The organism is Lysobacter sp. Soil_N_51, assembly GCF_057655755.1.
The window spans coordinates 207,261-229,760 of the sequence record NZ_JBDGLR010000005.1 but is presented as its reverse complement, the minus strand read 5'-3'; the positions used below and the strand labels follow the sequence as shown (position 1 = coordinate 229,760).

The 22,500-nt window shown below is 67.7% G+C and carries 24 protein-coding genes; 7 read left to right on the top strand and 17 right to left on the bottom strand.

Translation table 11 applies throughout. The annotated features are described in order from the left end of the window. Positions 1–7 precede the first annotated feature (7 nt). The 3 genes from AC3A4T_RS10745 to AC3A4T_RS10735 form a co-directional block, all read right to left on the bottom strand. Positions 8–1,279, bottom strand: coding sequence for a YcaO-like family protein (locus AC3A4T_RS10745; protein WP_487675389.1), 1,272 nt, complete (start codon positions 1,277–1,279; stop codon positions 8–10). A gap of 84 nt (positions 1,280–1,363) precedes the next feature. Further along, the gene (locus AC3A4T_RS10740; protein WP_487675388.1) at positions 1,364–1,756 is read right to left on the bottom strand and encodes a hypothetical protein; all 393 of its coding nucleotides are present in this window, start codon (positions 1,754–1,756) and stop codon (positions 1,364–1,366) included. Positions 1,757–1,899: 143 nt separating this feature from the next. Then, the gene (locus tag AC3A4T_RS10735) at positions 1,900–2,724 is read right to left on the bottom strand and encodes a penicillin-binding transpeptidase domain-containing protein (RefSeq protein ID WP_487675387.1); all 825 of its coding nucleotides are present in this window, start codon (positions 2,722–2,724) and stop codon (positions 1,900–1,902) included. 232 nt (positions 2,725–2,956) lie between these two features. On the opposite strand from AC3A4T_RS10735, the gene AC3A4T_RS10730 reads away from it, so the two are divergent. Then, complete coding sequence (locus tag AC3A4T_RS10730; protein ID WP_487675386.1) at positions 2,957–4,810, top strand: ABCB family ABC transporter ATP-binding protein/permease; 1,854 nt, start codon at positions 2,957–2,959, stop codon at positions 4,808–4,810. Between the two features lie 123 nt (positions 4,811–4,933). Here the strand turns inward: AC3A4T_RS10730 and AC3A4T_RS10725 are convergent, their stop codons facing one another. From AC3A4T_RS10725 to AC3A4T_RS10690, 8 genes are all read right to left on the bottom strand, one after another. After that, positions 4,934–5,461: a GNAT family N-acetyltransferase gene (locus tag AC3A4T_RS10725; protein WP_487675385.1), complete on the bottom strand. Its 528-nt coding sequence runs from the start codon at positions 5,459–5,461 to the stop codon at positions 4,934–4,936. Between the two features lie 234 nt (positions 5,462–5,695). Then, positions 5,696–6,388 (bottom strand): hypothetical protein, encoded by a 693-nt coding sequence (locus tag AC3A4T_RS10720; protein WP_487675384.1) that lies wholly within the window; start codon positions 6,386–6,388, stop codon positions 5,696–5,698. Between the two features lie 186 nt (positions 6,389–6,574). After that, positions 6,575–6,997, bottom strand: coding sequence for a hypothetical protein (locus AC3A4T_RS10715; protein WP_487675383.1), 423 nt, complete (start codon positions 6,995–6,997; stop codon positions 6,575–6,577). 263 nt (positions 6,998–7,260) lie between these two features. Next, positions 7,261–7,734: a hypothetical protein gene (locus AC3A4T_RS10710; protein WP_487675382.1), complete on the bottom strand. Its 474-nt coding sequence runs from the start codon at positions 7,732–7,734 to the stop codon at positions 7,261–7,263. Between the two features lie 163 nt (positions 7,735–7,897). Continuing rightward, a complete protein-coding gene (locus AC3A4T_RS10705; protein ID WP_487675381.1) occupies positions 7,898–8,644 on the bottom strand; it encodes an HAD family hydrolase in 747 nt (248 codons plus the stop codon). Between the two features lie 314 nt (positions 8,645–8,958). After that, the gene (locus AC3A4T_RS10700; protein ID WP_057922565.1) at positions 8,959–9,333 is read right to left on the bottom strand and encodes an EF-hand domain-containing protein; all 375 of its coding nucleotides are present in this window, start codon (positions 9,331–9,333) and stop codon (positions 8,959–8,961) included. 560 nt (positions 9,334–9,893) lie between these two features. Continuing rightward, the gene (locus AC3A4T_RS10695) at positions 9,894–11,057 is read right to left on the bottom strand and encodes a winged helix DNA-binding domain-containing protein (RefSeq protein WP_487675380.1); all 1,164 of its coding nucleotides are present in this window, start codon (positions 11,055–11,057) and stop codon (positions 9,894–9,896) included. A gap of 88 nt (positions 11,058–11,145) precedes the next feature. Further along, positions 11,146–11,334: a CPXCG motif-containing cysteine-rich protein gene (locus tag AC3A4T_RS10690; protein ID WP_046657918.1), complete on the bottom strand. Its 189-nt coding sequence runs from the start codon at positions 11,332–11,334 to the stop codon at positions 11,146–11,148. 293 nt (positions 11,335–11,627) lie between these two features. Between AC3A4T_RS10690 and AC3A4T_RS10685 the strand changes: the two genes are divergently transcribed. Both AC3A4T_RS10685 and AC3A4T_RS10680 read left to right on the top strand, forming a co-directional pair. After that, the gene (locus AC3A4T_RS10685) at positions 11,628–12,131 is read left to right on the top strand and encodes a hypothetical protein (protein WP_487675379.1); all 504 of its coding nucleotides are present in this window, start codon (positions 11,628–11,630) and stop codon (positions 12,129–12,131) included. Positions 12,132–12,486: 355 nt separating this feature from the next. Further along, positions 12,487–13,644 carry a PQQ-dependent sugar dehydrogenase gene (locus tag AC3A4T_RS10680; protein WP_487675378.1) on the top strand — a complete coding sequence of 386 codons (1,158 nt, stop codon included), beginning with the start codon at positions 12,487–12,489 and terminating at the stop codon, positions 13,642–13,644. 195 nt (positions 13,645–13,839) lie between these two features. On the opposite strand, the gene AC3A4T_RS10675 is transcribed toward AC3A4T_RS10680, so the two are convergent. Beyond that, positions 13,840–14,634, bottom strand: a complete 795-nt coding sequence (locus tag AC3A4T_RS10675) for a lytic transglycosylase domain-containing protein (protein ID WP_487675377.1) — start codon at positions 14,632–14,634, stop codon at positions 13,840–13,842. A 396-nt stretch (positions 14,635–15,030) separates the two neighbouring features. On the opposite strand from AC3A4T_RS10675, the gene AC3A4T_RS10670 reads away from it, so the two are divergent. From AC3A4T_RS10670 to AC3A4T_RS10660, 3 genes are all read left to right on the top strand, one after another. Next, complete coding sequence (locus AC3A4T_RS10670) at positions 15,031–16,371, top strand: APC family permease (protein WP_487675376.1); 1,341 nt, start codon at positions 15,031–15,033, stop codon at positions 16,369–16,371. Positions 16,372–16,467: 96 nt separating this feature from the next. Further along, positions 16,468–17,043 (top strand): NADPH-dependent FMN reductase, encoded by a 576-nt coding sequence (locus tag AC3A4T_RS10665; RefSeq protein ID WP_487675375.1) that lies wholly within the window; start codon positions 16,468–16,470, stop codon positions 17,041–17,043. After that, positions 17,040–17,546: a RidA family protein gene (locus AC3A4T_RS10660; protein WP_487675374.1), complete on the top strand. Its 507-nt coding sequence runs from the start codon at positions 17,040–17,042 to the stop codon at positions 17,544–17,546. Before AC3A4T_RS10665 ends, AC3A4T_RS10660 begins: the two co-directional genes overlap by 4 nt. 101 nt (positions 17,547–17,647) lie before the next feature. On the opposite strand, the gene AC3A4T_RS10655 is transcribed toward AC3A4T_RS10660, so the two are convergent. Continuing rightward, positions 17,648–18,451, bottom strand: a complete 804-nt coding sequence (locus tag AC3A4T_RS10655) for an N-acetylmuramoyl-L-alanine amidase (RefSeq protein WP_487675373.1) — start codon at positions 18,449–18,451, stop codon at positions 17,648–17,650. Between the two features lie 443 nt (positions 18,452–18,894). On the opposite strand from AC3A4T_RS10655, the gene AC3A4T_RS10650 reads away from it, so the two are divergent. After that, complete coding sequence (locus AC3A4T_RS10650; protein WP_487675372.1) at positions 18,895–19,086, top strand: hypothetical protein; 192 nt, start codon at positions 18,895–18,897, stop codon at positions 19,084–19,086. 112 nt (positions 19,087–19,198) lie between these two features. Here the strand turns inward: AC3A4T_RS10650 and AC3A4T_RS10645 are convergent, their stop codons facing one another. The 4 genes from AC3A4T_RS10645 to AC3A4T_RS10630 all read right to left on the bottom strand — a co-directional run bounded on the left by AC3A4T_RS10645 (position 19,199) and on the right by AC3A4T_RS10630 (position 22,445). Next, positions 19,199–19,678: a hypothetical protein gene (locus tag AC3A4T_RS10645; protein ID WP_487675371.1), complete on the bottom strand. Its 480-nt coding sequence runs from the start codon at positions 19,676–19,678 to the stop codon at positions 19,199–19,201. A 137-nt stretch (positions 19,679–19,815) separates the two neighbouring features. Then, positions 19,816–20,301 carry a hypothetical protein gene (locus tag AC3A4T_RS10640; RefSeq protein ID WP_487675370.1) on the bottom strand — a complete coding sequence of 162 codons (486 nt, stop codon included), beginning with the start codon at positions 20,299–20,301 and terminating at the stop codon, positions 19,816–19,818. A gap of 131 nt (positions 20,302–20,432) precedes the next feature. Beyond that, positions 20,433–20,906 carry a hypothetical protein gene (locus AC3A4T_RS10635; RefSeq protein WP_487675369.1) on the bottom strand — a complete coding sequence of 158 codons (474 nt, stop codon included), beginning with the start codon at positions 20,904–20,906 and terminating at the stop codon, positions 20,433–20,435. Between the two features lie 291 nt (positions 20,907–21,197). Then, entirely contained in the window at positions 21,198–22,445 is a 1,248-nt protein-coding gene (locus AC3A4T_RS10630; protein ID WP_487675368.1) for a family 8 glycosyl hydrolase, read from the bottom strand. Positions 22,446–22,500: the final 55 nt, after the last annotated feature.

The following is a 22,500-nucleotide window of genomic DNA, read 5'->3' as shown; positions in this document are numbered from 1 at the left end:
GCGGCGGTCAAGCCACCTGGGGCTGCGGTTCGCGCTGCGTCTGCGCCGCCAACGCCTGCCGCGCCAGACACTCGCGCCCACGGCGGCCCGGCGCCATCAACAGGCCGGTGCTGGCGAGGAAGAAGCGTTCCAGCTCCATCGACACGCTGCTGACCACGCAAAACTCGTCGCCTTCCTGGTGATTGATCGCGTGGTACAGGCCGATGCCGCGCGCTTCCAGGTCGGCCACTACTTGCGACAGCAACTGCTTCGGCGGTTGCCACGGCAACTGTGGATAGTCCCAGTCGGCGTGATGCAGGCGTCGCGGGTCGATCTCGCCCATCACGCAGGCGCGCAGCTTGGGGTAATCCAGCAGCAGATCCAATGCAAGCTGATCGAGTTCGACCAGATGCGGCGCGTTTTCCTTGATGTCCACGCACTGGGTGAGCTCAGTCAATGCGCGCGTCGCCGCGTGCGCGGCATACGGCGATGCGCCGCAGCCGTGCGGAAACACGATTTCCTCGGCCAATCGCTCCTGGGTCGTGGCGATGAAGGCCGGATAGGCCAGGTCGCTGGTCACGTCGATCAGCAACACCCGACGCTCCAATCGACGCTGCGCCAACTCGTGGATGCGCGCAAGCTCGGCCGGCAGCGAGGCAGGCTCGATCAGGCGGCCGTAACGCGCCGGTGCGCCGAGGTAGTGCGCGAGCATGAACAACGCCCACGCATCGCGTTCGACGATCTCGCCGATGCCGTGCAACGCGGCTTCCTCGAAACTGGCGCCGATCGCGGTGCCGCTGTTGGAGCTGTAGCGGGTCGCGCTGTGGTAATCGAAATCGTCGCGCGGATCGCGCAGTTCGAGCGCGGGCGGATAATCGGGGAACACCATGAACAACGGCACGTCCAGATCGGCCCGGCCCGAATACGACGCGTACTGGCGGCAGGCCAGATGGCGTTGCGATTGATCGGCGAACTCGGACGCGAACGCCAAGCCGGCGCAGCGCGGGTCGTCGGCGAGTTCGCGCGCGGGCACGAAGCGCGGCGCGGTGGTCAGCGCGGACGCGCGGCAGTAATAGTGCTCGACCGCTTCGTACAAGGCGCCGGTCAACGAGGCGGCGGGCTCGCCCTTGCCGGAACCGCGACTGAGCAGTCGCCCTTGCGCATCGTGCAAGGCGCACTTGATCGTGACCAGGCCACGGCCGAACTCACCGGTATCCGCGCTCCAGCCGCGCCGCGCGATGCAGGCATGGATGATGCGATTGGCCTCGTCCAGGCTGCGCTCTCGTTCGTACGGAATCATTCCTTGTTCCTCGCCAAAGTGCATGCGGTGCACGAGCGCGAACGCATGGCGCGCGACGCTGCGCGCGCCATGCGGATTCAGCGCTTACTTTGCGAACTCGTCCAGGAACGCCTGCTCCTGCGCGGTCGGCGCATTGAGCTCGTTCATCGCGACCTTGAAGTCCACGCCGGACGCGGCGCTGCTGATACGCAGCGCTTCGGTGGCGGGGATGTACTTCGGCTTTTCGAGCACGGTCTTTTCGAAATCGAGGCGGGAAGCACCCATGACTAAACCTCCTGTTAGGTCGAAAGAGGCACGGACGCGAACCGACCAGGCGTTGTCCACCAGGCTGCGGGCCGTTCCTGTGCCGCAGCCTGCGGCTGCGCGATCAGGGTTAACCGCTGCCACCGCCACAGGTCCATGAAACGCGTCACCAAACCGCATAACCGCGCCGGCTCGGGCTGGAATGCTGTGTTGCCGCGGGCAGATACGATTCATGCCTGAAACATCGCGGCCACCGCTATGCGCGTCCGGCGCGCGATACGCAGGCGCACGCCGCGCGCGGCGCGCGTGGCGCGACGCGGCGCGATGGATATGCAATCGAGTGCATGCGACAGCGGCGAAGGCCGCTGCCGCCGCGGTCACAGCACGCTGGCGGCGCGCAGCTCGTTCGCGGCGAAGGTCGCCGCGGCGCCCTCGGGCAGGCTCAACGGCCCGGTCACGCAGCTGACGAACACGAACGAACGCGTGCCGCGGGTGATCTGGCCGACCTGCCAGCGCACCGCTTCGCTGCCGGCCATCACCGCCGAGCCGCTCTTGGCGACCACCGAGACGTCGTTGCGCGCGGGATAACGCCCGATCCCGATCGCGCCGTAATTGCCGATCAAGGCGCCCGGCGGTTGCCGCAGGCCGGCGCGCACGTCGGCCATGGCCTGCTTGTTGACCGGCAACTGCTCGCTGAAGAAGCGGCGCAGGAACAGCATCTGTTCGTCCGGCGAAATCTGCAGCGATCCGCCCATCCAGAAGTTGGCGCCGCTGCTGGTGTCGGCGTTGCCGTAGTTGAAGCGGTTCATGTACTCGCGTTCGCGGGTCTCGCCCAGACGCTGGGCGATAAACTGGAAGTACTCGGTCGACGAATACATCAGCGCGGTATCGAGCGAATGGGTGCCGCTGCCGGCCAGCGGCTGGCCGGCGCGCACGATGCTGCCGTCGAGCCCGGCCAGGGCGTGCGGAATATCGAAGGTCGCCGCCGGCGTGACCCGGCGCTTGCAGGCCGGCGACGGCGTGCGGCGGATTTCGCCGGCGCTCATGTCGTACAGCAGGAAACAGGCCTGGACCTCGAGCGGCTCGTCGGCGCCCGCGTCGGGCTCGATGAACGGATAGGGCAGCTTGCTGGCCCGGTTCTGGGCGCTGGCGTTGAAGCCCAGCAACAGCAGGCTCAAAACGGCGACGAATGAGGCTTTCATGCCTGAAGGGCTCCTTGCAGGAAGGGCGCGGGCGGCCGCAGCGCCGTGGCGCACCCGCGCCGGCCTGCGTCCTTACCGCGCGGACCGGAGCAGAATGCCATGCCCGGCAGGCACATTCGACTACGGCCGGCCGCACTTTCCGCATCGCGCGCGCGTGGCTTGACCTGAAGCGGGCTTGAGGTCCTATGCTCGCCTGCCCCGATACCGCGCGAACCGCTTCGCGAAGGACCGCATGTCCGCCACGCCACCGCGGGTTCCACCCGCCGCCGAGCCCGCCGCTGCCGTCGACTCCGCCGCCGAGGTCACGCCGCTCGCGCGCGCCGCCGGCCACCGCGGCGACTGGTCGGTGCTGACCTCGCTCGCGCCGTACCTGCGTCCTTACCTGGGCCGGATCGCGATCGCCCTGGCGATGGTGTTCGCGGCCAAGCTGCTGAATCTGTACGTGCCGATGGCGCTCAAGCAGCTCATCGACCGCCTCAACGTGCCGCTGACCCCGCTGCTGCTGCCGGTCGGCCTGTTGCTGTCCTACGGCGCCGCGCGCATCGGCGTGACCTTGTTCACCGAGCTGCGCCAAGTCGTGTTCGCGCGGGTGATGGCGCGCACCTCGCGCCAGGTGACGCTGCAGGTGTTCAAGCATCTGCACGGGCTGAGCCTGAAGTTCCACCTCGCCCGCCGCACCGGCGGCGTCGCACGCGATGTCGAGCGCGGCGGCAGCGCGATCGCCGACCTGCTGGACTGGACCATCTACACCATCATTCCGGTACTGCTCGAAGTGGCGATGGTCACCACCGTGTTGGTGTGGATCTACGACTGGCGTTTCGCCGCGATCGCGATCGCGACCTTGCTGCTTTACGGGCTGTGGACGTTCGCGGTGACCGAGTGGCGCACGCGTTATTACCGCGCCCAGGTCGAGGCCGACACCCACGCCAACGAACGCGCGGTCGACTCGCTGCTCAACTACGAAACGGTCAAATACTTCAACAACGAAGACCACGAAGCGCGGCGCTACGACGACAATCTACGTCAGTTGGAAAACGCCCAGGTCGTCTCGATCAAGACCCTGGCCGTGCTCAACCTCGGCCAGAGCCTGGTGGTCGCGCTCGGCGTGACCGCGATGATGTGGCTGGCCGCGCGCGGCGTGGCCCGCGGCGAGATGACGGTCGGCGACCTGGTCCTGGTCAACGCCTATCTGCTGCAGCTGTCGGCGCCGTTGTTCATGCTCGGCATGATGTATCGCGAGGTGAAGCAGGCGCTGACCAATATGGAGCGGCTGTTCGGCCTGCTCGACGAGCGCCAGGACGTGCGCGACGCGCCCGATGCGCAGACCTTGGCGTCGGCGCGGCCGCGGGTCGCGTTCCTCAACGTGCGCTTCGGCTACGACCCGCGCCGCGAAATCCTGCAGGGCATCGACTTCGACATCCCGGCCGGCGCCACCGTGGCCGTGGTCGGCCATTCGGGCTCGGGCAAATCGACCCTGGCACGGCTGCTGTACCGCTTCTACGACGTCGACTCCGGCGCGATCGAGATCGAAGGCCACGATCTGCGCGCGTTGACCCAGTCCTCGCTGCGCGGCGCGATCGGCATCGTTCCGCAGGACACCGTGCTGTTCAACGACAGCATCGGCTACAACATCCGCTACGGCCGGCCGGACGCCGACGACGCGCAGGTTGAAGCCGCCGCGCGCGCAGCGCACATCCACGACTTCATCGTCGGCCTGCCCGACGGCTACGACACGCCGGTCGGCGAACGCGGGCTCAAATTGTCGGGCGGCGAAAAACAGCGCGTTGCGATCGCGCGCGCCCTGCTCAAGAACCCGTCGATCCTGATCTTCGACGAAGCCACCTCGGCCCTGGATTCCAAATCCGAGCGCGCGATCCAGTCCGAACTCGACCGGCTCGCGGTCGGTCGCACCACCCTGGTGATCGCGCATCGGCTGTCGACGGTGATGGACGCCGACCAGATCCTGGTGATGGACGCCGGCCGCATCCTCGAACGAGGCACCCATTCGCAGTTGCTGGCGAAAAACGGCGTGTACGCGCAGATGTGGGAGTTGCAACAACGCCAAGCCGACGAAGTCACCGCGTAGCGACACACGCCCCCTGTAGGAGCGGCGTGAGCCGCGACCGCGACTTCTCGCTTACGTCGTTGGTGAGAGGTCGCGGTCGCGGCTCACGCCGCTCCTACAGACGGATAGCCACCGCCACGCGAATCAAATCGCCGCCGGCGCATCCCAGATCATGTACACATCCGCCCGCTGGTAATGCGAGCCCGGACGCGGCGCCGGGTGATGGCGAAAGCCGACGCTTTCGTACAACTTCAACGCCGGCCCCAGCCGATGGCTGGACTCGAGAAACAATTCGCGCCCGCCCATGTCCTGGAACGCGGCGATCGCCCCGGCCATCAGCTTGCGGCCGATGCCGCCGCCGCGCAGGCCGGGCTCGACCGCCATCTTGGTCAGCTCGACCAGACCGTCGTCGTAACGCAGCAAGGCCACCGTGCCGAGCGCGCGGTCGGCCTCGTCGACCGCGAACAGCACGCGGCCGCCGCCGGCGAGCAGATGGGTTTCCGGATCGTTGAGCACTTCGCGATCGATCGGCTCGACCACGAACCAGCGCTCCAGCCATTCGATGTTGAGACGGGCGAAGTCCCCGCGCCAGCGCGGCTGGAAATCGACGATGCGGACGTTACCGACGATTTCGATCGGCGGCGTGTCGGAGGGGGAGGCGGAATCGTTCATGGCCCGATGATAGCCGCGCCGGGCGCGGCTGGCCGCAGTACCAAAGTCGCAGGCGAAAACCGGCGTTCGCGGCCACGACCGGCGGCACCGTTTCGCCGGACGAAAGCGCATCGTCCGATCCGCACCGACCTGTTCGGAATCATCCAAGACACCTCGGCACGAAGCCGATGCCGAAAAACAAACGGCGACCTCGCGGCCGCCGTGTTTTGTTTTTCGCGAAAGGCGCTGCGCGACTCAGTCGCGCTTGGCCTCGCCGGTAGCCGGCTTGCCCTGACGCTTGACCGCCCCCTCGCTGGCGGCGCGGCTTTTACCAGTCGCAGCCTTGGCCTTGGCCGAATCGGCCTTGCCCTTTTCCGCCTTGGCCTTCTCGTCCTTGCCTTTGTCGGCCTTGGCCGCGACCGGCGGCTTCGGCGGCGGGTAATCGCGGTATGGCCGGTTGGGGAAATCGCGGTGCAACTCGGTATCGATCGTGATCGGCCGACCCCAGCGGTCGTAGGTCGGCACGAAACCGCGCTTGAGCCGATGGAATTCGGCCGAACCCGGTTTCACCCCCAGGCGTTGCGCGACCTCGCCCCAGCCCTGGCCATGCTCACGATCCCATTCGTCGACCACGTAACGGCACGGCCGGCCCAGCACCTGCGCGATCGCGCAGGCGTAATACACGTCGCCCGGGGTCCAGCCGCGGCGATCGAGCAGATCGCCGACCAGCTCGCGCGGCGCGCCGTAGTAACGCACCATCTCGTCGACGAAGGGTTCGCGATAACGCGCGGCGTAGCGGCTGATATCGCCGAGCCACGCGTCCACCCAGACATCGCCGCTGCGCGGGTCCCATCCCGCCGGCAGGTCCTGCGCCTGCGCCGGCGTGCCGAGCAGCGCGGCGACCGACGCGGCCAAGGCGAAGAAACGGGTCTTGAGCTTGTCGGTCATGGCGGGCTCCTGGGACGGTCCGGCGCGAGTCGCGCTGCGGGTCGTCTAGAACGTTGGGACCGGCCGGTCCGGATCAAAGCGCGGCGCGCATCGCTATTCATTCGGCAGCCACGTCGATAACGCGCGTGGCCGTTACCACGACGGCGGCGATCGCGGCGATCAGGCCGCGTCCGCGCCGGGGTTGCCTCATCGCGAAATGGTGAACTTGCCGAACGCCACGCCGAGGTCCCAGCCCTGACCAGTACCGGCCAGCGCCAGCGACACATCGCCTTTGGTCATGACCTGGGCCTTGCTCGACTTGGACGCGCCGGCGTGGGCTTCGGCGGTGGCGTAACTGCCCAGGGTGTCGTTGAGGGTGTGGACGCCGGCGAATTCGCCGGTGCCGTGATCGATGCGCGACTTGCCCACGGTCAGGCCGCCGCCCTTGGCGCTGATCTTCACCGACGCGCTCTGGCCGTTGCTGCAGCTGATGGTGCCGCGGCCGGACGAGGTCTTGTAGAACACCGACCAGCCCGACATGGAGAACTTGAGTTTGCAGGTGATGGTGTCGCGCGCCGAGGCGGCGCCCGGCAAGGCGATCGCGGCCAGCAACACGGCGGCCAGGATCATGCGGCGCGGTCGACGGACGGACGGGACGGCGGATGCGGCGATGGAACGCATGGCGGACCTCGGGGCGGAACGTTCGTGATGGAATCGGGAGACGCCGTACCACGGCGCCGGGAAGCGGCAGGCTATCACCCGGCGCCGCATAAGCGAGCGGGCGATCACGTCATCCGGCGCTGCCGGTGCGGCGCCCCGGCCCGCGGCCCGCCGCAAGCGCAGACGGCGCCCTTGGGCGCCGTCCGTAACACATGCCGCTGAGCGGTCAGCGATCAATCGTCGTGACGACCGCGCCAGCGGCCGTTGTCGTGGCGACCACGATGGTCGTCGCGACCGTAGCGGTTGTAGTGACGGTAATCGTCGCGACGGTCGCGGCGCGGGTCGTAATAAGTCACCCGGCACTTGCCGTGGCGATTGCAGTCGCGGTCGTAATAGCGATTGTTGTTGTAACCGTTGTTGTAGCCGTAATAGCGCGGCGGCGGGGCCGGGCGATAGCCGACGTAACGCGGGACGTTGCGGTAATAGGTCGGGCGGCCCCAGCGGTCGTTGACCACGATCAGCCGGTCGGCGTAGCCGTAATTGCCGTAACGGTAGTACGGGGTGTTGTTGCGCACGATGACGTCGGCGATGTCGACGATCACGCGGGCCAGCTGATCATCGGCGCGGGCCGGCGCCGGCACCATCGCCACCGCGCCCAAACCCAGGGCGAGTACGACGGGGGCAAGCCAGCGGGACAGGGCAATCATGTCGGTCTCCTGAGAAGCCTGCATCGTCGGCAGGCACGCTGCGACTGTGAGCCCGCGACAGTGAACCGGTTTTTAATGATTCGGACCCACGCCGAAGCCGCTCAGCCGGCGTTGCCGTGGCCGGGCGCGGGTACGCGACCCGCGCCAGCCGATTCCTCTCGGGTCAGGCCGCCGCGACCCGCGCCAGCTCGCGTACCGCCTGCGGCAGGTCGGCGGCCTGGTCGACCCGGCGCAACCGCGGCGCGTCGGCGGCGATCTCGGCCTCGTTTTCGTGCGCCCAGGTGGTGTGGTACGGGATGTGGATGCCCCAGCCGCCGAGCGCGAGCACCGGCGCGATGTCCGAGCGCAGCGAATTGCCGATCATCACGAAACGCTGGGCCGGCAGATCGAACACGCGCAGCAGCCGCGCATAGGTCTGGGTGTCTTTCTCGCTGACGATCTCGATGCGCTGGAACAGGTCGGCCAGGCCGCACTGCCGGACCTTGGCTTCCTGATGGAACAGATCGCCCTTGGTGATCAGCACCACCTCGAACTCGGCGGCGATCCGCGCCACCGCCTCCGGGATGCCGGGCAGCATTTCCACTGGATGCCGCAGCAGGTCCTTGCCCAGTTCGACGATGCGGTGCAGATCGGCGGCGCTGATGCGTTCGCCGGTGATCTCGACCGCGGCCTCGATCATCGACAGCACCATGCCCTTGACGCCATAGCCGAAGATGCCGATGTTGCGTTTCTCGATCTCGTACAGGCGCTCGTGCAAGCGCGCATCGCGCAGGTCGACATACCCGCCGACGATGCGTTCGAAATCGAGTTGGGCCTGATCGAAGTAGTCCTGACTGCGCCAGAGGGTGTCGTCGGCATCGAAACCGATCATGCGGATACGCGAATCCGCCACGGGGGTACGGGAGTTCATGGGCGGCATTATGCGCCCGCGCGCATTGCAGCGGTTGTCGAGTTGGCACTGGAACCGCCTGCCGCCCACCGACCAACGACACCGCACCTGCTAGCGTCACTCCGCGCCGGGCTCTCCCCTTTGCAAAAGGCGGACCAGGGGGACTCGCTTTTGCTTTTGCCCTTGCCGCAAAAGGCAATCGCCCAAACGAATCGCACGCACACATGGTCAGCCCTGCCGACAACACCGCTGGCGGCGCAGACAAAAAAGAGGGCGGCCGAAGCCGCCCTCCCCACAACGCAGGTACAACCTACACCCCAAGGGCGCGGCCGGAATCAGCCGCCCTTCTTGCTGCCGCCGCTGGACTGGACCTTGGCGACGTAATTCTTGTACTCGTCCGGCGTCAGCGAACCATTTGCGTCGGAATCGGCCTGATCGAACACCTGACCCAGCGCCGGCACGGCGGCGGCTTCGGTCTTGCTCAGATTGCCGTCCTTGTCGCCGTCGACGTCGGACCAGCTCTTCTTCTGCGGCGCGGCCGCGGTGGCCTGCGCGTCGGTCGCCGCGCCCGCATCCTGGGCGGCGCTGGCCGGAGTCGCCGCTTCGGTCGGCGGCGCTTGTTCGGCGGTTTGCGCGAACGCCATCGGGGCGGACAGCGAAGCAACCAGAGCCAACGTACCGATCAGCGACTTGCGGTTGGTGAAGTTCATGAGTCGTGTCTCCTGGAATGAGTGTGCTGTGCTGCGCGGTGCGAGCCGTCGATCGGCGTCGCTTGTTGCGCAGGGCGCTTACCGCACGGCCCCAACCTTGCCGCCGCGCGTCTGAACAAAACCGCGGACGCGGGTGTTAAAGCTACGTTCGCTTAACCACACGGCGCGGCGCAGGCATTAGGACGACGCCGCGGCGCGGGTCGAAAACGCGGTAAAACGTGACATGCGGCGAAATTCCGCGAGCGCCTCGCACGGGAGATCTGCCTGAACGGAACACAACCTTTACGAATCGAGCGGTCAACGAGGTGATCGGCTCGAGTCCGGCGGATGGACCGGACGATTCGAAGTGAGCAATCGCGGCGATCCGCGACCAGATCGCCAAACCCGAAGCGCTTCGCACAACGCCCGTCGTGCGCCAGCAGCGCCGGCCGGCGCTTGCCGTTGTTATCGCGAGCGAGGGCTCCGCCCCGACGCTTCCGACCGACGCGACACGGCCGGCCGCCGGCTCCAGCGCATGCATTCAGACGACGCGTCGTACACCCAAGCCCGCGGCTCGACCATTAGGCACCGAGCACGGACAAACGCACCTCATGCCGCGAATACCCGGGCGCCGCGACTCCCAAACAGCATTCGGCCTCGTGTTGCAGAGCGGTGCGATCCGCGGGCCGCGGCCGCTTGAACGTCTCAATGGTGATCGTCGCGGTATCGCCTTCGCGCTGCAGCTTCCACACCCCGGCGACGAAGCCGTCGATCAACACCGTCGCGGCGACCAGGCCGTTGCGGCTGAAGATCGCCGCGCGCAAGGTCTCGTCGAAGATGCGGGAGCGGTCGCGATGCGCCAGCAACACGTTGTCGAACTCCGGCAACAAACGCACCGGCGCCACCGTGTCGGGCGCGGGCCTGGGCGCATCGGGCAGATCGAACAATTCGGTGCCGGTCTCGTCGATAAACACGCGCAGGCGCGGACGCAGGCGTTGCAGGCGCTCGCGCGTGCCGGTCAGGCCCGACCATGCGCTCGCGTCGCGCGCGCTGGCCGGACCGAACGCGGCCAGATAGCGCAGCAGCATCGCATCGGCGGCGTCTTCGTCGGCCGCCTCCGCGATCGGCGCGCCCAGCCAAGTGTGGGCGACGGCGAAGGTCGCGGCCTGATGCGAATCCCACACGCCGGCCGGCGGCACATGCACCAGCAGTTCGATGCTGCGCACCAGCTTCGCCAACTCGGCGGTGTCGTGCGACGGCCAGCGCGCCCGCAGGGCCTCGCCGAGCGCGGTCGCGCTGAGCGGACCGGCGCGCAGCGCGTCGATGCCGGCTTCGCGCAATTCGTCCAGCTCCAGGCTGCGCAAGGCCTTGGCATGCGCGGTTTGCAAGGACAGTCGCTGCAGCACCGGCTGCAGCACCGGGCGCAGCGCGCGGTAGTCGTCGGCGCTGACCAGATGCAAGGTGCCGCGCATCATCGTCGCGCGCACGATCCGGCGCGCGCGCATGGCCTGGGTCAGATCGTCGAGCGCGAACTCGCGCAGCCGCGTCCACAGGCCGAGGTACGGCGGATTCGGCGCCTGCGCCTGCAAGCCGACCAGTTGTTCGATCATCGCCAGCGGCGAGGCCGCGCTGCGTTCCAGCAGCGATTGCCGCGCCAGCAATGCGCGATTGAGTTCGCGCGTGTCGAGCCGTTCGGGACGGTCGGGACGGATGCGGGTTGATCCGCGCGCTGCGGGCGGCGTCACGGTCGATGCGGTCTCGTCCGGCGCGTGGCTATCGCCGCGACGGACGCGGCGGAACGTCGCACAGTGTCGATGCGGACAACTGCGTGGCTCACGCCTCGTCCTCGGCATAGACATCGACCCGCGGCTCACCGTCGTCGTCGACGCTGACCGCGACCACGATCGGCCGGCAGCACACCTGGCAGTCTTCGATGTAACGCTGATCGCCGGCGGAATCGTCGACGATCAATTCGATCGGCTCGCCGCAGTAGGGACAATCGACTTCGACACTGGGCAACATCGCGCGCCTCATGGGGGCATCGGGAACGGGCAAAGCATGGTGGCGCGACGCGCGGGCGTCCAGTGACGTTTCTCACGCCATGCCGCGGCCGGCCCCGCACTTCTGCGGCAACGCAACACCGGCCACGACGTCCCAATCCAACAGCACCCATCACCACCGACTAACCCGATCCGGCCCATGCTCGCCGCAGGGATCGGGCCGTCAGGCCGGCCCGGTCCGGTGCAATCCGCGTCGTTCGCCGACGCGGTCAGGCGGCGCTCGCTGTCCGCTCGCGAGCGCCCGGGAGGACCGTAATGAAAACCCGCCACGTATTCAGCACGCCCGATCTCGTCACCGCGCAGGCCACGATGGACGCGGCGCGCGAAGCCGGCGTGGACGACCGCGATATTCTGCTGATCGCGCGTTCGGATATCGAACTGACTTCGATCCCCAACGAGCGCAAGGAAGCCGACACCGACCTGATGCCGGCGGCTGTGCGCGGCGCGGGCTATGGCAGCGTTGCCGGTCTGCTCGCCGGGCTGACCGCGGTGGTGATCGCGCCGATCGGCCTGACCCTCGCCGGCGCCGCGGCCGCGACGGTGGCCGGCGGCCTGGTCGGATGCTGGGCCTCGGCGTTGATGGGGTCGGCCCTGCCCGATCCGATCCGGCGCAAGTTCGATGGCTTGATCCAGCAAGGCCGCATCCTGGTGATCATCGACGGCGATCGCGATCTGCTCGCACAGGCCGAGGCGCGGGTGCTCGCCAACACCACCGACGTGGACGTGCTGCCGTTCGATGCGCTCAGCGCGATGGCTTGAGACGCGATGGCTTAAAGCCGCGACGGCCGGAAGCGGCCGGACCCACGCGGCGCGATAAGCAGATCGTGTGCCGCTCGTGCGACTGTGCATACGCAACCGGCACAAACGCATCCATGCTGCATCGCGCCGCGCGAAACGCATGCGCGCGATCGTGAGAACTGCGTCGTGTTCCGTGCACGGCGCGCTTACGATTTCCTAGCGCGAACACCCCATTGCCCGCGTGATCGCGGTTGCGAATCGCGGCAGCGTCGACGCCTGCGCCGCGAACTGCAGAACCGGTCGCAAGACCGCTGCGGCTTCGATGGCACTCTCGGCCGGCCTCAACCCCACGCCATCGATTTCCGGAGAAACGCAGATGACACGTTCGACGCTCTCCATCGTGTGCTCCACCGTGCTGCTGGCCGCGTTCGCCGCGCCGGCCGCGGCCAGGCCCGACACCGCCGCGCAGGACAACGACGCCGCCGACGCCCAGGCGGTCAAGGCCAATCCGTTCACCGCGACCGAAGTCGCGCGCTTCAACGAACCCTGGGCGATGACCTTCCTGCCCAACGGCCGGTTGCTGGTTACCGAAAAACGCGGCGTGCTCAAGGTGCTGACCATCGGCGGCAGCGCGCAGACGATCACCGGCGTACCGGCGGTGGCCTACGGCGGTCAGGGCGGCTTCGGCGATGTGGTCTTGCATCCGCAGTACGCGACCAATGGCCTGATCTACATCAGCTACGCCGAGAGAGGCAGCGTCAGCGGCACCGCCGGCGCGACCGTCGCGCGCGCCAAGCTCACCCTCACCAGCAGCGGCGGCTCGCTGAGCAACCTGCAGGTGCTGTGGCGTCAGCCGAAGCTCAGCGGCAGCAATCACTATGGTCATCGCCTCGCGTTCGGACCAGACCGCAAGCTGTGGATCACCTCCAGCGAACGGCAGAAGTTCGACCCGGCGCAGGATCTGAATTCGCCGCTGGGCAAGGTGATCCGGCTCAACGACGACGGCACCGTGCCGACCGACAATCCGTTCTACAGCCGCGGCGGCGTCGCCGCGACGGTGTGGTCGTACGGCCACCGCAACCTGCTCGGCATCGCCTTCGACGCGCAGAGCAAGCTGTGGATCCACGAGATGGGCCCGAAGGGCGGCGACGAACTCAACCTGATCGAGCGCGGCTCCAACTACGGTTGGCCGCTGGTGTCGCAGGGCGATCACTACGACGGCACGCCGATCCCGCGCCACAGCACCCGCCCGGACCTCAACGCGCCCGAAGCGTGGTGGACCCCGGTGATCGCGCCGGCCGGTTTCGTGATCTATTCGGGAACGCGCTTCCCGGCCTGGAACGGCAGCGGCCTGATCGGCGGCCTGGCCTCGCAGGCCTTGGTGCGGGTGCGCTTCAACGGCAACACCGCGGCCGAGGCCGAGCGTTATCCGATGGGCAAGCGCATTCGTGAAGTCGAACAAGGCCCCAACGGCGATGTGTGGTTGTTGGAGGATGGGACCAATGCGCGGTTGTTGCGGCTCACGCCTATCTGAGAAATGAGTGCACAGGAGTGAGGAGTGAGTAGAGGCAGCTGACTCGCATCTGCGGTCTTCGTCGGGAAAAGCGGGCTTCGGCCCGCTTTTTTCATGCTTCGCCTTTCGCCTGCTAATTACTTGCTGCTCTCAACTCGTTCCCGCGTCGCGCTCTTACTCGTTCCTCACTCCTCTCAACTCGTTCCTCTGAACGCTTCACTGCGCCGCCTTCAACACCGGCTTCCGCGTCCCCATCGCCAACTGATAACGCTGATGCAGCGCCTGCACCTTGGCGATGTATTCCTGGGTTTCGCGATACGGCGGTACGCCGCCATAGCGGGTGACCGTGCCGATGCCGGCGTTGTAGGCCGCGGCGACCAGCATCAGGTCGTTGTTGTAGCGGCGCATCAGCGACTTGAGATGACGCGCGCCGGCATTGATCGATTCGGCCGAGGAAAACGGATCGACCACGCCGTATTCCTTGGCGGTGTCCGGCATCAGCTGCATCACGCCTTGCGCGCCCTTGCTCGACACCGCTTTCTCGTTGAAGCCGCTTTCGGCATGCGCGATCGCGCGCAGCCATGCATCGTCGATGCCGTTGGCCTTGGCGGCGCTGCTGAACTGCTTGGGGAATTTGTCCAGTTGCGGCTTGCCGACCGTGCCCAGGCCCGGATGCGCCGGCTCGCCCGGCGGGGTCTCGACGGTGAAGCCCATCACCCGCACCGAACCGGGCAGCTTGCGCGTGCTGTAGACGGTCTTGCCGTCCTGCTGGCGCTCGTAGAGGTTGCCGTTGATCACGCCCATCTCGCCCCACAGATTGGGCAGCTTGACCGCGTTGTCGTCGATCTCGCGCGCGGTGCAGCGCGAACCGGGCTCCGGCGCGGTCGCCAGGCTGACCGTGCCGTCGCGCACGCAGCGGTACACGGTGCGCGCCTGCGCGCCGGCCGTCAGGCCGAGCAGCAGCACGGCCACGACGAGGCGCGCGATGCGAGGGGGCGAACGCAGGCTCATGGGGCGCGATTCTAGGCGCGCGCGGGTCCGGCGCCAGCGCCACAGGTCAGGGACCGCGGTTCGGCGTTCACGATTGCGCAGGACGTGTTCAGGCGCTGAAGCCGGCAGGCGGGACCCGTTCGAACCAGGCCAGCCACAGTGCCCCGCGCGCCACCGCCCCCTTCCCGCCCGCTCACCGGATTCGCCGGCGCTTGAAACAGACCCGAACGCCGTTGCCTCATTCGCGAGGGTCGTCCCGGCAAGGCGGCAACCGGCAACCGGCAACCGGCAACCGGCAAGCGTCCGCGCATGCGCACTTTGCTCAACGCACATTGAAACCCGCCGCCCACACCCTCTAAGGTGCAGGCAGACCGGCGCAGCCAACGCCGCACGCCACCGAGCGAGGGGAATCACCTTTTGAGCCAGCCGCCGAGCCAGCCGACGACGCGCGCGTCCGTCCCGTCCCCGTCCACCACCAGCGAAACGCCCGGCACCGTGCGCGCGGTCAGCCGCTGGCAGATCGTCGGCCTGTCGATCAACGACGTGATCGGCAGCGGCATCTACCTGCTGCCGGCCGCCGCCGCGCTGCTGCTCGGGCCGGCCAGTCTGTGGGCGGTGCTGCTGGCGGGCTTCGCGGTCGCGCTGCTGGTGCTGTGCTACGCGCAGGCCGCCAGCTACTTCGATCAGCCCGGCGGCGGCTATCTGTATGCGCGCGAGGCGTTCGGGCCGTTCGCCGGATTCGAGGTCGGCTGGATGCTGCTGCTGACCCGCATCTCCACCGCCGCCTCGCTGAGCAACGGCCTGGCCGAAGCGGTGGCGCTGTTCTGGCCCGCGGCCAAGGCCGGACCGGCGCGGGTGTTCGTGGTCGCCGGCTCGCTGGCGCTGCTGGTGCTGATCAACGTGGTCGGCGTGCGCACCGCCGCGCGCGCCGGCGTCGCCCTGGCGATCGGCAAGCTGGTGCCGCTGGTGTTGTTCGTGGCGATCGGCGCGTTCTACTTCGACCCGAGCCTGCTGCATACCGATGCACCGTTCCCGGTGCACAACCTCGGCGAAGCCGCGCTGCTGTTGTTGTTCGCCTATGCCGGTTTCGAGAACCTGCCCGCCGCCGCCGGCGAATACCGCAACCCGCGCCGCGACGTACCGTTCGCGCTGCTGACCATGATCGTATTGGTCACGATCATCTACTTCACCGTGCAGTTGGTCGCGCTCGGGACGCTGCCCGGCATCGCGACATCGTCCAGTCCCTTGGCCGAAGCCGCCGCGCGTTTCAGCGGCACCGGGCTGGCGCTGGTGCTGACCATCGGCGCGGCGATCTCGATCCTGGGCACCAACAGCAACACGGTGATGATGGGGCCGCGCTATCTGCTGGCGTTGTCGAAGGACGGCTACGGCCCGCGCGCGCTCAGCGCGATCCATCCGCGCTTCCACACCCCGGCGCGCGCGGTGCTGTTCATCGGCGTGATCGCGCTGGCGCTGGCGCTGACCGGCTCGTTCCAGCAACTGGCGCTGCTGTCGGTGGTCGCGCGGCTGTGCACCTACATCGGCACCGCGGTGTCGGTGCTGGTACTGCAGAAGCGCCATCACGGCCGCGAAGGCGCGCTGCATCTGCCCGGCGGGCCGCTGATTCCGATCGCCGCGATCGTGTTGTCGCTCGGGCTGCTGGTCAGCGCGAGCACCGCCAACCTGATCGCCGCCGCGGTCGCGCTGGCGATCGGCGCGGTGATCTATAAGCTGCGGCGCAAGCCCGAGGTGGGCTGATTCGTTCATCGATGGCCCGGCCTGAGCCACTCGCTTGACCTGAACTTAGATTGAGGTTTTAGCCTGCACGCATCCCCCTTCCCGTGGAATGCCTGCATGACCCCCAATCTCCGTCTGGCGCTGATTTACGGCAGCGCCCGCGAGGGCCGTTTCTGCGACGTGGTCGCCGACTGGGCCAAACGCCGCATCCTGCGTCATGGCGGTTTCGAGGTCGAAGTCATCGACCCGGTGGACTGGCCGCTGTCGGGCCGCATCGGCCGCCAGGACGAAGCGCGGCTGCAATCATTGCGGCAACGCCTGCACGCCGTCGATGCGTTCGTGGTGGTGACGCCCGAGTACAACCACGGTTACCCGGCGCCGCTGAAGGCCTTGATCGATGCCTGCTACGAACCGTGGCAGGCCAAGCCGGTCGCGTTCGTGAGCTACGGCGCCAGTTCCGGCGGCTTGCGCGCGATCGAGCAACTGCGTCAGGTGTACGGCGAGTTGCACGCGGTCACCCTGCGCGACTGCGTCACCCTCGCGCACGCCTGGCGCCAGTTCGGCCCCGACGGCGAACTGCGCGAACCGCAGGCCGCGCATAAGGCGATGACGACGCTGCTGTCGCGCCTGAGCTGGTGGGCGCTGGCCTTGCGCGATGCGCGCGCCAACACGCCGTACGAGGTGGCCGCATGAACGGTTTCGAGCGCGCCACCCGCGAACCGGTGCGGCGTCACGACTTCGACCACGGCGATCATGCGCAAGGGCCGCAATCGGGCGATCGTCTGCTGGCCAGCGGCGGCGCGCTACCGTTCCTGGTCGGCGCGACGGTGCCGGCCGGTCGGCCGCTGTTGTTGCTCAGCGGGCATACGCCGCCGGTGATCGATCGCAATGCGCCGGCCGACAGCATCGCCGCGTTCGGCGATACCCATGCGCAGACCGACGGTTGTCTGCGCGAACTCGAGCGCAGCTTGCGGCGCCTGGGGCTGGAGATGGGCGATCTGGTGCAGTTGCGGGTGTACGTGGTCGGCGATCCGGCGCTCGGCGGACGCATGGACAACGAGGGCTTTTCGCGCGCGTACGCCCGCTGGTTCGGCACGCCCGAGCAACCGCAGCGGGTGGCGCGCACGCGGGTGCAGGTGGTCGGCCTGGTCAATCCGGGCTGGCTGGTGGAGATCGAGGCGATCGCCGCGGCTTGAGTTCGATCCGGGTTCGGCTGCAATACGGCGGATCGATCGCGAGATCACTCGCGGCGCGGGCGATTCGAATCCCGATCGCAGCGGATCGGCCGGCGACCGCCTCAACGCAGCGCCGGCGCCGGCAACGGCGTCGGCGCTCCCTCGGGCAGCGCCAGCAATTGCCGTTGCAGGTCGTACAGGATCTCCGCATCGCCCGCCTGCCACTCGCGCGCCTCGTTGCCGCGGAAGTGGCGGTGGAAGGACGCCAGCGCGGCGCCGGGCTCGCGCAGGTCGTAGCCGATCAGGCGCAAGGCCGCCCAGGCATCGAAACCCGGCGGCGGCGCGCTCAGCGGCGCGCGCGGCCACAGGCCATAACCGGCCTGCGCCAATCGCTGCCACGGAAACAACACGCTCGGATCGGTCTTGCGGGTCGGCGCGATATCGCCGTGCGCGACGACCAGGTACGGCGGAATGCTCAGCCGCTTGGTGAGATCGGCGAGCAGGCGGATCAGGCTGTCGATCTGCGCGTCGGAGAACGGCTCGGTGCCGTCGTTGTCGAGTTCGATCCCGATCGACGCCGAATTGAGGTCGGAAATATCGCCCCAGCGGCCGGCGCCGGCATGCCAGGCGCGCTGGTCGTCGGCGACCAGTTGATAGATATGGCCGTCGTCGCCGATCAGATAGTGCGCGCTGACCTGCCCTTGCGAATTGCGCGTGCGCAAAGTCTGCAGCGAGCGCTCGACGCTGTCCTGCTGGGTGTGATGCAGCACGATCAATTGCGCGCGCCGCTGGTTGTAGTTCGGCGAGGGATGCCACTGCGCGAGCGGATTGTGCGGCGGAACCGAGGCGCAAGCGGCCGCGAACAGAATCGACGACAGCGCGGCGGCGCGCAGCGAGCGGTGCAGTGCGAAGGTCACGGGCGACACTCGTGCGGCGGGGGGTGCGGCGATGATCGCGCGATGGGGCGAGCTTGGGCAAATCCGCGGATTGTCAGATTTCGATGCGCATCGGTCGCAAAGCATCTGGCTTGGAAGCGTTTCCACAAAAACTCGAGGCCGCGCGATCTCGCGCCCATCCCTTCAAGACCGACGCTTTGCGTTCGGTAGCGACGAAGGCCGGACATCATCGTGTTCGAGCAACCCGACGAAAACCGCGGGCTCCGCCCTGCCGGATCACGCGCCGAAACCTCGCGTGATGGGCAACCCCTTACAACTGTCACCCCCACGTCCTTTGGTGATGCATTGGACAGTTCGCGCCCGATCCGCGGCCTACAGTGGCCGCGGCGCGAGCGTCCGCCCGCGCTCCGGCGCGCGCGATCAGCGCCCTTGTTCGGTTCGCCGGCTCAATCGCCACGGCAGGAGGATCACCCATGAAATCCAGGACGATCGGCTATCTGGCCGCGTTCGCGCTGGCCGCTTTCGGGTTCGGGTTCGGCGTGCAGGCCGCTTCGTCGGCGCCGCCGGACAAAGCGCTGTGCAATTACAAGGTATGCCAGGACCGCTGCGGCGGACTGCCGGGCTGGAGCCCGGGCAACGGCCTGCCGTGCCGCTGCTGCGATTGATACGCCGGCCGTCGCTCAGGCCGGGCCGGCCGAGGTCGCGCGCCTTGCGACGCGCGCCTGAAACCGGTCGATCGCCGCGCGGGCCGAAGCCTCGCGCGGCGATCGGTGCCGATCAGCTGCAGCCATCCGGGCCGCACGGCGACAGATTGCGGTTCTGCAGCGCCCGATCGGCGTTGTCCTTGTTGCTTTTCTTCTCTTCGCGGCGCTGGGCCACGGTCTTGCAGATGCGCTCGACCCGGTTGCTGCCGACGGTGCGCACGCGTTCGCAGACCAGACGGTCGTCGTCGGTCTTGCCGGCGTATTCGATCCAGGCCATGTCGACCCGCGCCTGATCCTGCTCGGCCTGGCTGAGGTCTTCGTAGCGGCGGTTTTCCAGCAGCTTGCTGAGCTTGTCCTGGCGCTCGCGTACTTCCTGGCGAGTGGCCGGGTTCAATTTGCCGTAGGCGCCCTTGCCGGCATCGATGTCGGCGCGGATGGTCTTTTGTTGTTCGAGCACGGCCTGTGCGTCGAACGGCGTCGCCGGAGGAGCGGCGAACGCGGTGGCGGTGGCGCACAAAGCCGTCAAGACGACGGACAGAAAAATCTTACGCATGGCAATGGCTCTCGGTCCTGGATTGAAAACGAGCGGGAGCATCAGTGCTCCACGCTTACGACGCATAACCCGGCCGGTCATGAACGTCCGGGTCGTGCGGGCAACGCACGGGCTCCGCCCGCGCGCTGTACAACGCATCAGATGCAGGTCAATGCATCGGGTTTGCAGCTACTGAGGTTGCGATTGTGCAACGCGCGATCGACGTTGTCCTTGCTGTTTTTCTTGTCGTCGCGGCGCTGGGCCACGGTCTTGCACACGCGTTCGACCCGGTTGCTGCCGATGGTGCGCACGCGTTCGCAGACCAGACGGTCGTCGTCGGTCTTGCCGGCGTATTCGATCCAGGCCAGATCAAGCCGCGCCTGATCCTGCTCGGCCGGGCTGAGGTCCTCGTAGCGGCGGTTGTGCAGCAGCGTGCCCAGCTTGTCCTGACGCTCGCGCACTTCCTGGCGGGTGGCCGGGTTCAACTGGCCGTAGACGCCCTTGCCGGCGTCGATGTCGGCGCGGATGGCCTTTTGCTGCTCGAGCACGGCCTGTGCGTCGAACGGCGTTGCCGGCGGCGCGGTGAAGCTGGCGGTGGCGGCGCACAACGCCGTCAATACCACGCCTAGAAAAATCTTACCCATGGCGGTGGCTCTCGATCGTGACTTGGAAACGGGCTGGAACGAAAGGACGAATCCGCGTCCCTGGCGGGGCGCGCACGCCGACGATGGCGCGGCGGAGACTGGCTCCGCCGCGCCGCGGCGATGCGAGCCGCTCAGCAACCGCCCGGACCGCAAGGGGTGATCGTCCGGTTCTGCAGCATCTGCATGGCCTGGTCCTTGCTGTTCTTGCTTTCATCGCGCAACTGCGCGACCAGCTTGCAGACCCGCTCGACCCGGTTGCTGCCGGTGGTGCGCTTGCGCACGCAGATCAGTTGATCCTCGTCGGTCTTGCCGAGGTACTTGATGAAGACCATGTGGGTGCGCGCGCGGGTGCGCTGCGCTTCATTGAGATCGTCGTACCGATGGCCTTCGAGCATCGCCACCAGCTTGCGCTGGCGCTCGCGCAGTTCCTGCATCGAGATATCGTCGAGCTGGGCGTACGGCCCGGTGCCGGCGTCGATGTCCTTATTGATCTGCGTCTGTTCGTCCAGGACGGTCTGGACGTCGAAGGGTTCGCCCGGCAGGGTCTGGCCGATGGCGGGGGCGATAGCGGTGAGCAACAGCAAGCTCAGCAGGATGGCGCGCATGTCCGTTTGCCTCGTTGGTGGCGGCCGCACGGCCGCAGGCGAGACGCCGGCCGGCGCCTCGCGGCACTCCATGGATCCACTACGCCGACGGCCCCAACCGTGCCGGCGATTCGATCCTAATGGAGACCCGAGACACACTCCACCGACTTTTGACCTAAATCGGCACGAACGGTTTGCAAAATTCGTTTGTTTCGTGATGCACCGCAACACAAACGCACGGTAACGGACGGTCCCCTGCCCCATCCGGCCAGGCCGATGCGGGCGGCGCCGGAGCGCCGCCCGCGGCCGGACTCAGGGCTTGAGCCAGTTGTTGGACACCGCCAGCATCGACAGCAGCTTGACGCTGTCGCCGTAGTAATCGCCCGGCGCGCCGCTGGCCATGTAGGTCCACAGCTTGTCGAGCCAGGCCTGCGCGTTGGGATCGACGGTCGCCGCGACCGCGAACGGCGCGGTGAAGAACACTTCGTTGTAGTTGTCGATCACCGTGCCGTCGAGCTTGTAGCCGGCCTTGACGTTGTTTGGATTGTTCCCCGCCTTGCCGCGAATCCACACACTGAGCTTGCGCGCCGCGGTGCGCGAGCGGGTGTCGCCGCTGACCGCCGCGTCGATGCCGATCCGCCACGGCACCCGGCCCGCGTTCCACGAATAGTGGCCGTCGTGGTCGCCTTCGAGGAAGCCCGCCGACGCCGGCTTGGGCGTGGTGTTGGTGTTGACGATGAAGTCGGGCAGCAGGCCGGTGTTGGGCGCGTAGGTGCTCTGCATGCGGGCGATCAGGTTCTGCTGGGCGTCGAGCACGCCGGTCCAGTAGCTGTCGCCGAGCTTGGCGCCGAACGCGCGGAAGTGGCCGAGCATCCAGTCCGAACTGCGGGTGGCGTTGTAGTAGCCCGGCGAACTGCTGTCGACCCAGTCGCCCAGGTTGACCAGCTTGCTGGTCGGATGCACGTTGCTGCGGCGGATCGCCGCGATCACCTTGCGCGCCTCGCTGGCGTAGTTGATCGCGCCGCCCGAGCCCCACTGCAGATCGGCCAGCAGCAACGCGTAGGCGATATCGAGATCGCCGTCGGTGGCCGAACTCGCGCCGGCCACGTTGTTGCAGTTGACGTCCTGCGCCCAGGCCAGCAGATCGGCGTCGTTGCTGCTGGGATGGCCGCGGTTGTAGCGGTGCAGGCCATCGAAATAGGTCTGCGCCTGCGGGTCGTTGCCGGCCATCATCACCGTGATCAGCATGCCGTAGCCCTGACCTTCGGAAACCACATAGGCATCGCCGGTATCGGCCTTGATCCGGTACTCGCCGGACCGGCACGCCGGCTTGAGATAGCGCTGTTTCCAGGTGCCGTAGAACGACGCGGTGGATTGATCGGCCGAGGCGCGGCCGACGCTCGGGCTCAAGGTGCCGCTGACGTAGGCCTGGCGATGGCTGCCGAACGGATAGTTCGGCGCGGCGATCGCGGTACCGGCCGCGGTCGCGGCGACCAGGGCGAGCAATTGCAGACAGCGCCGCAGCGGCGGCCGGCGCGAGGGGGAGGTGACGGTGGTCATGGGACGTCTCCGAAGTGGGGAACGAAGCGGGACGGCGCCGCGCACTCCAGCGTCC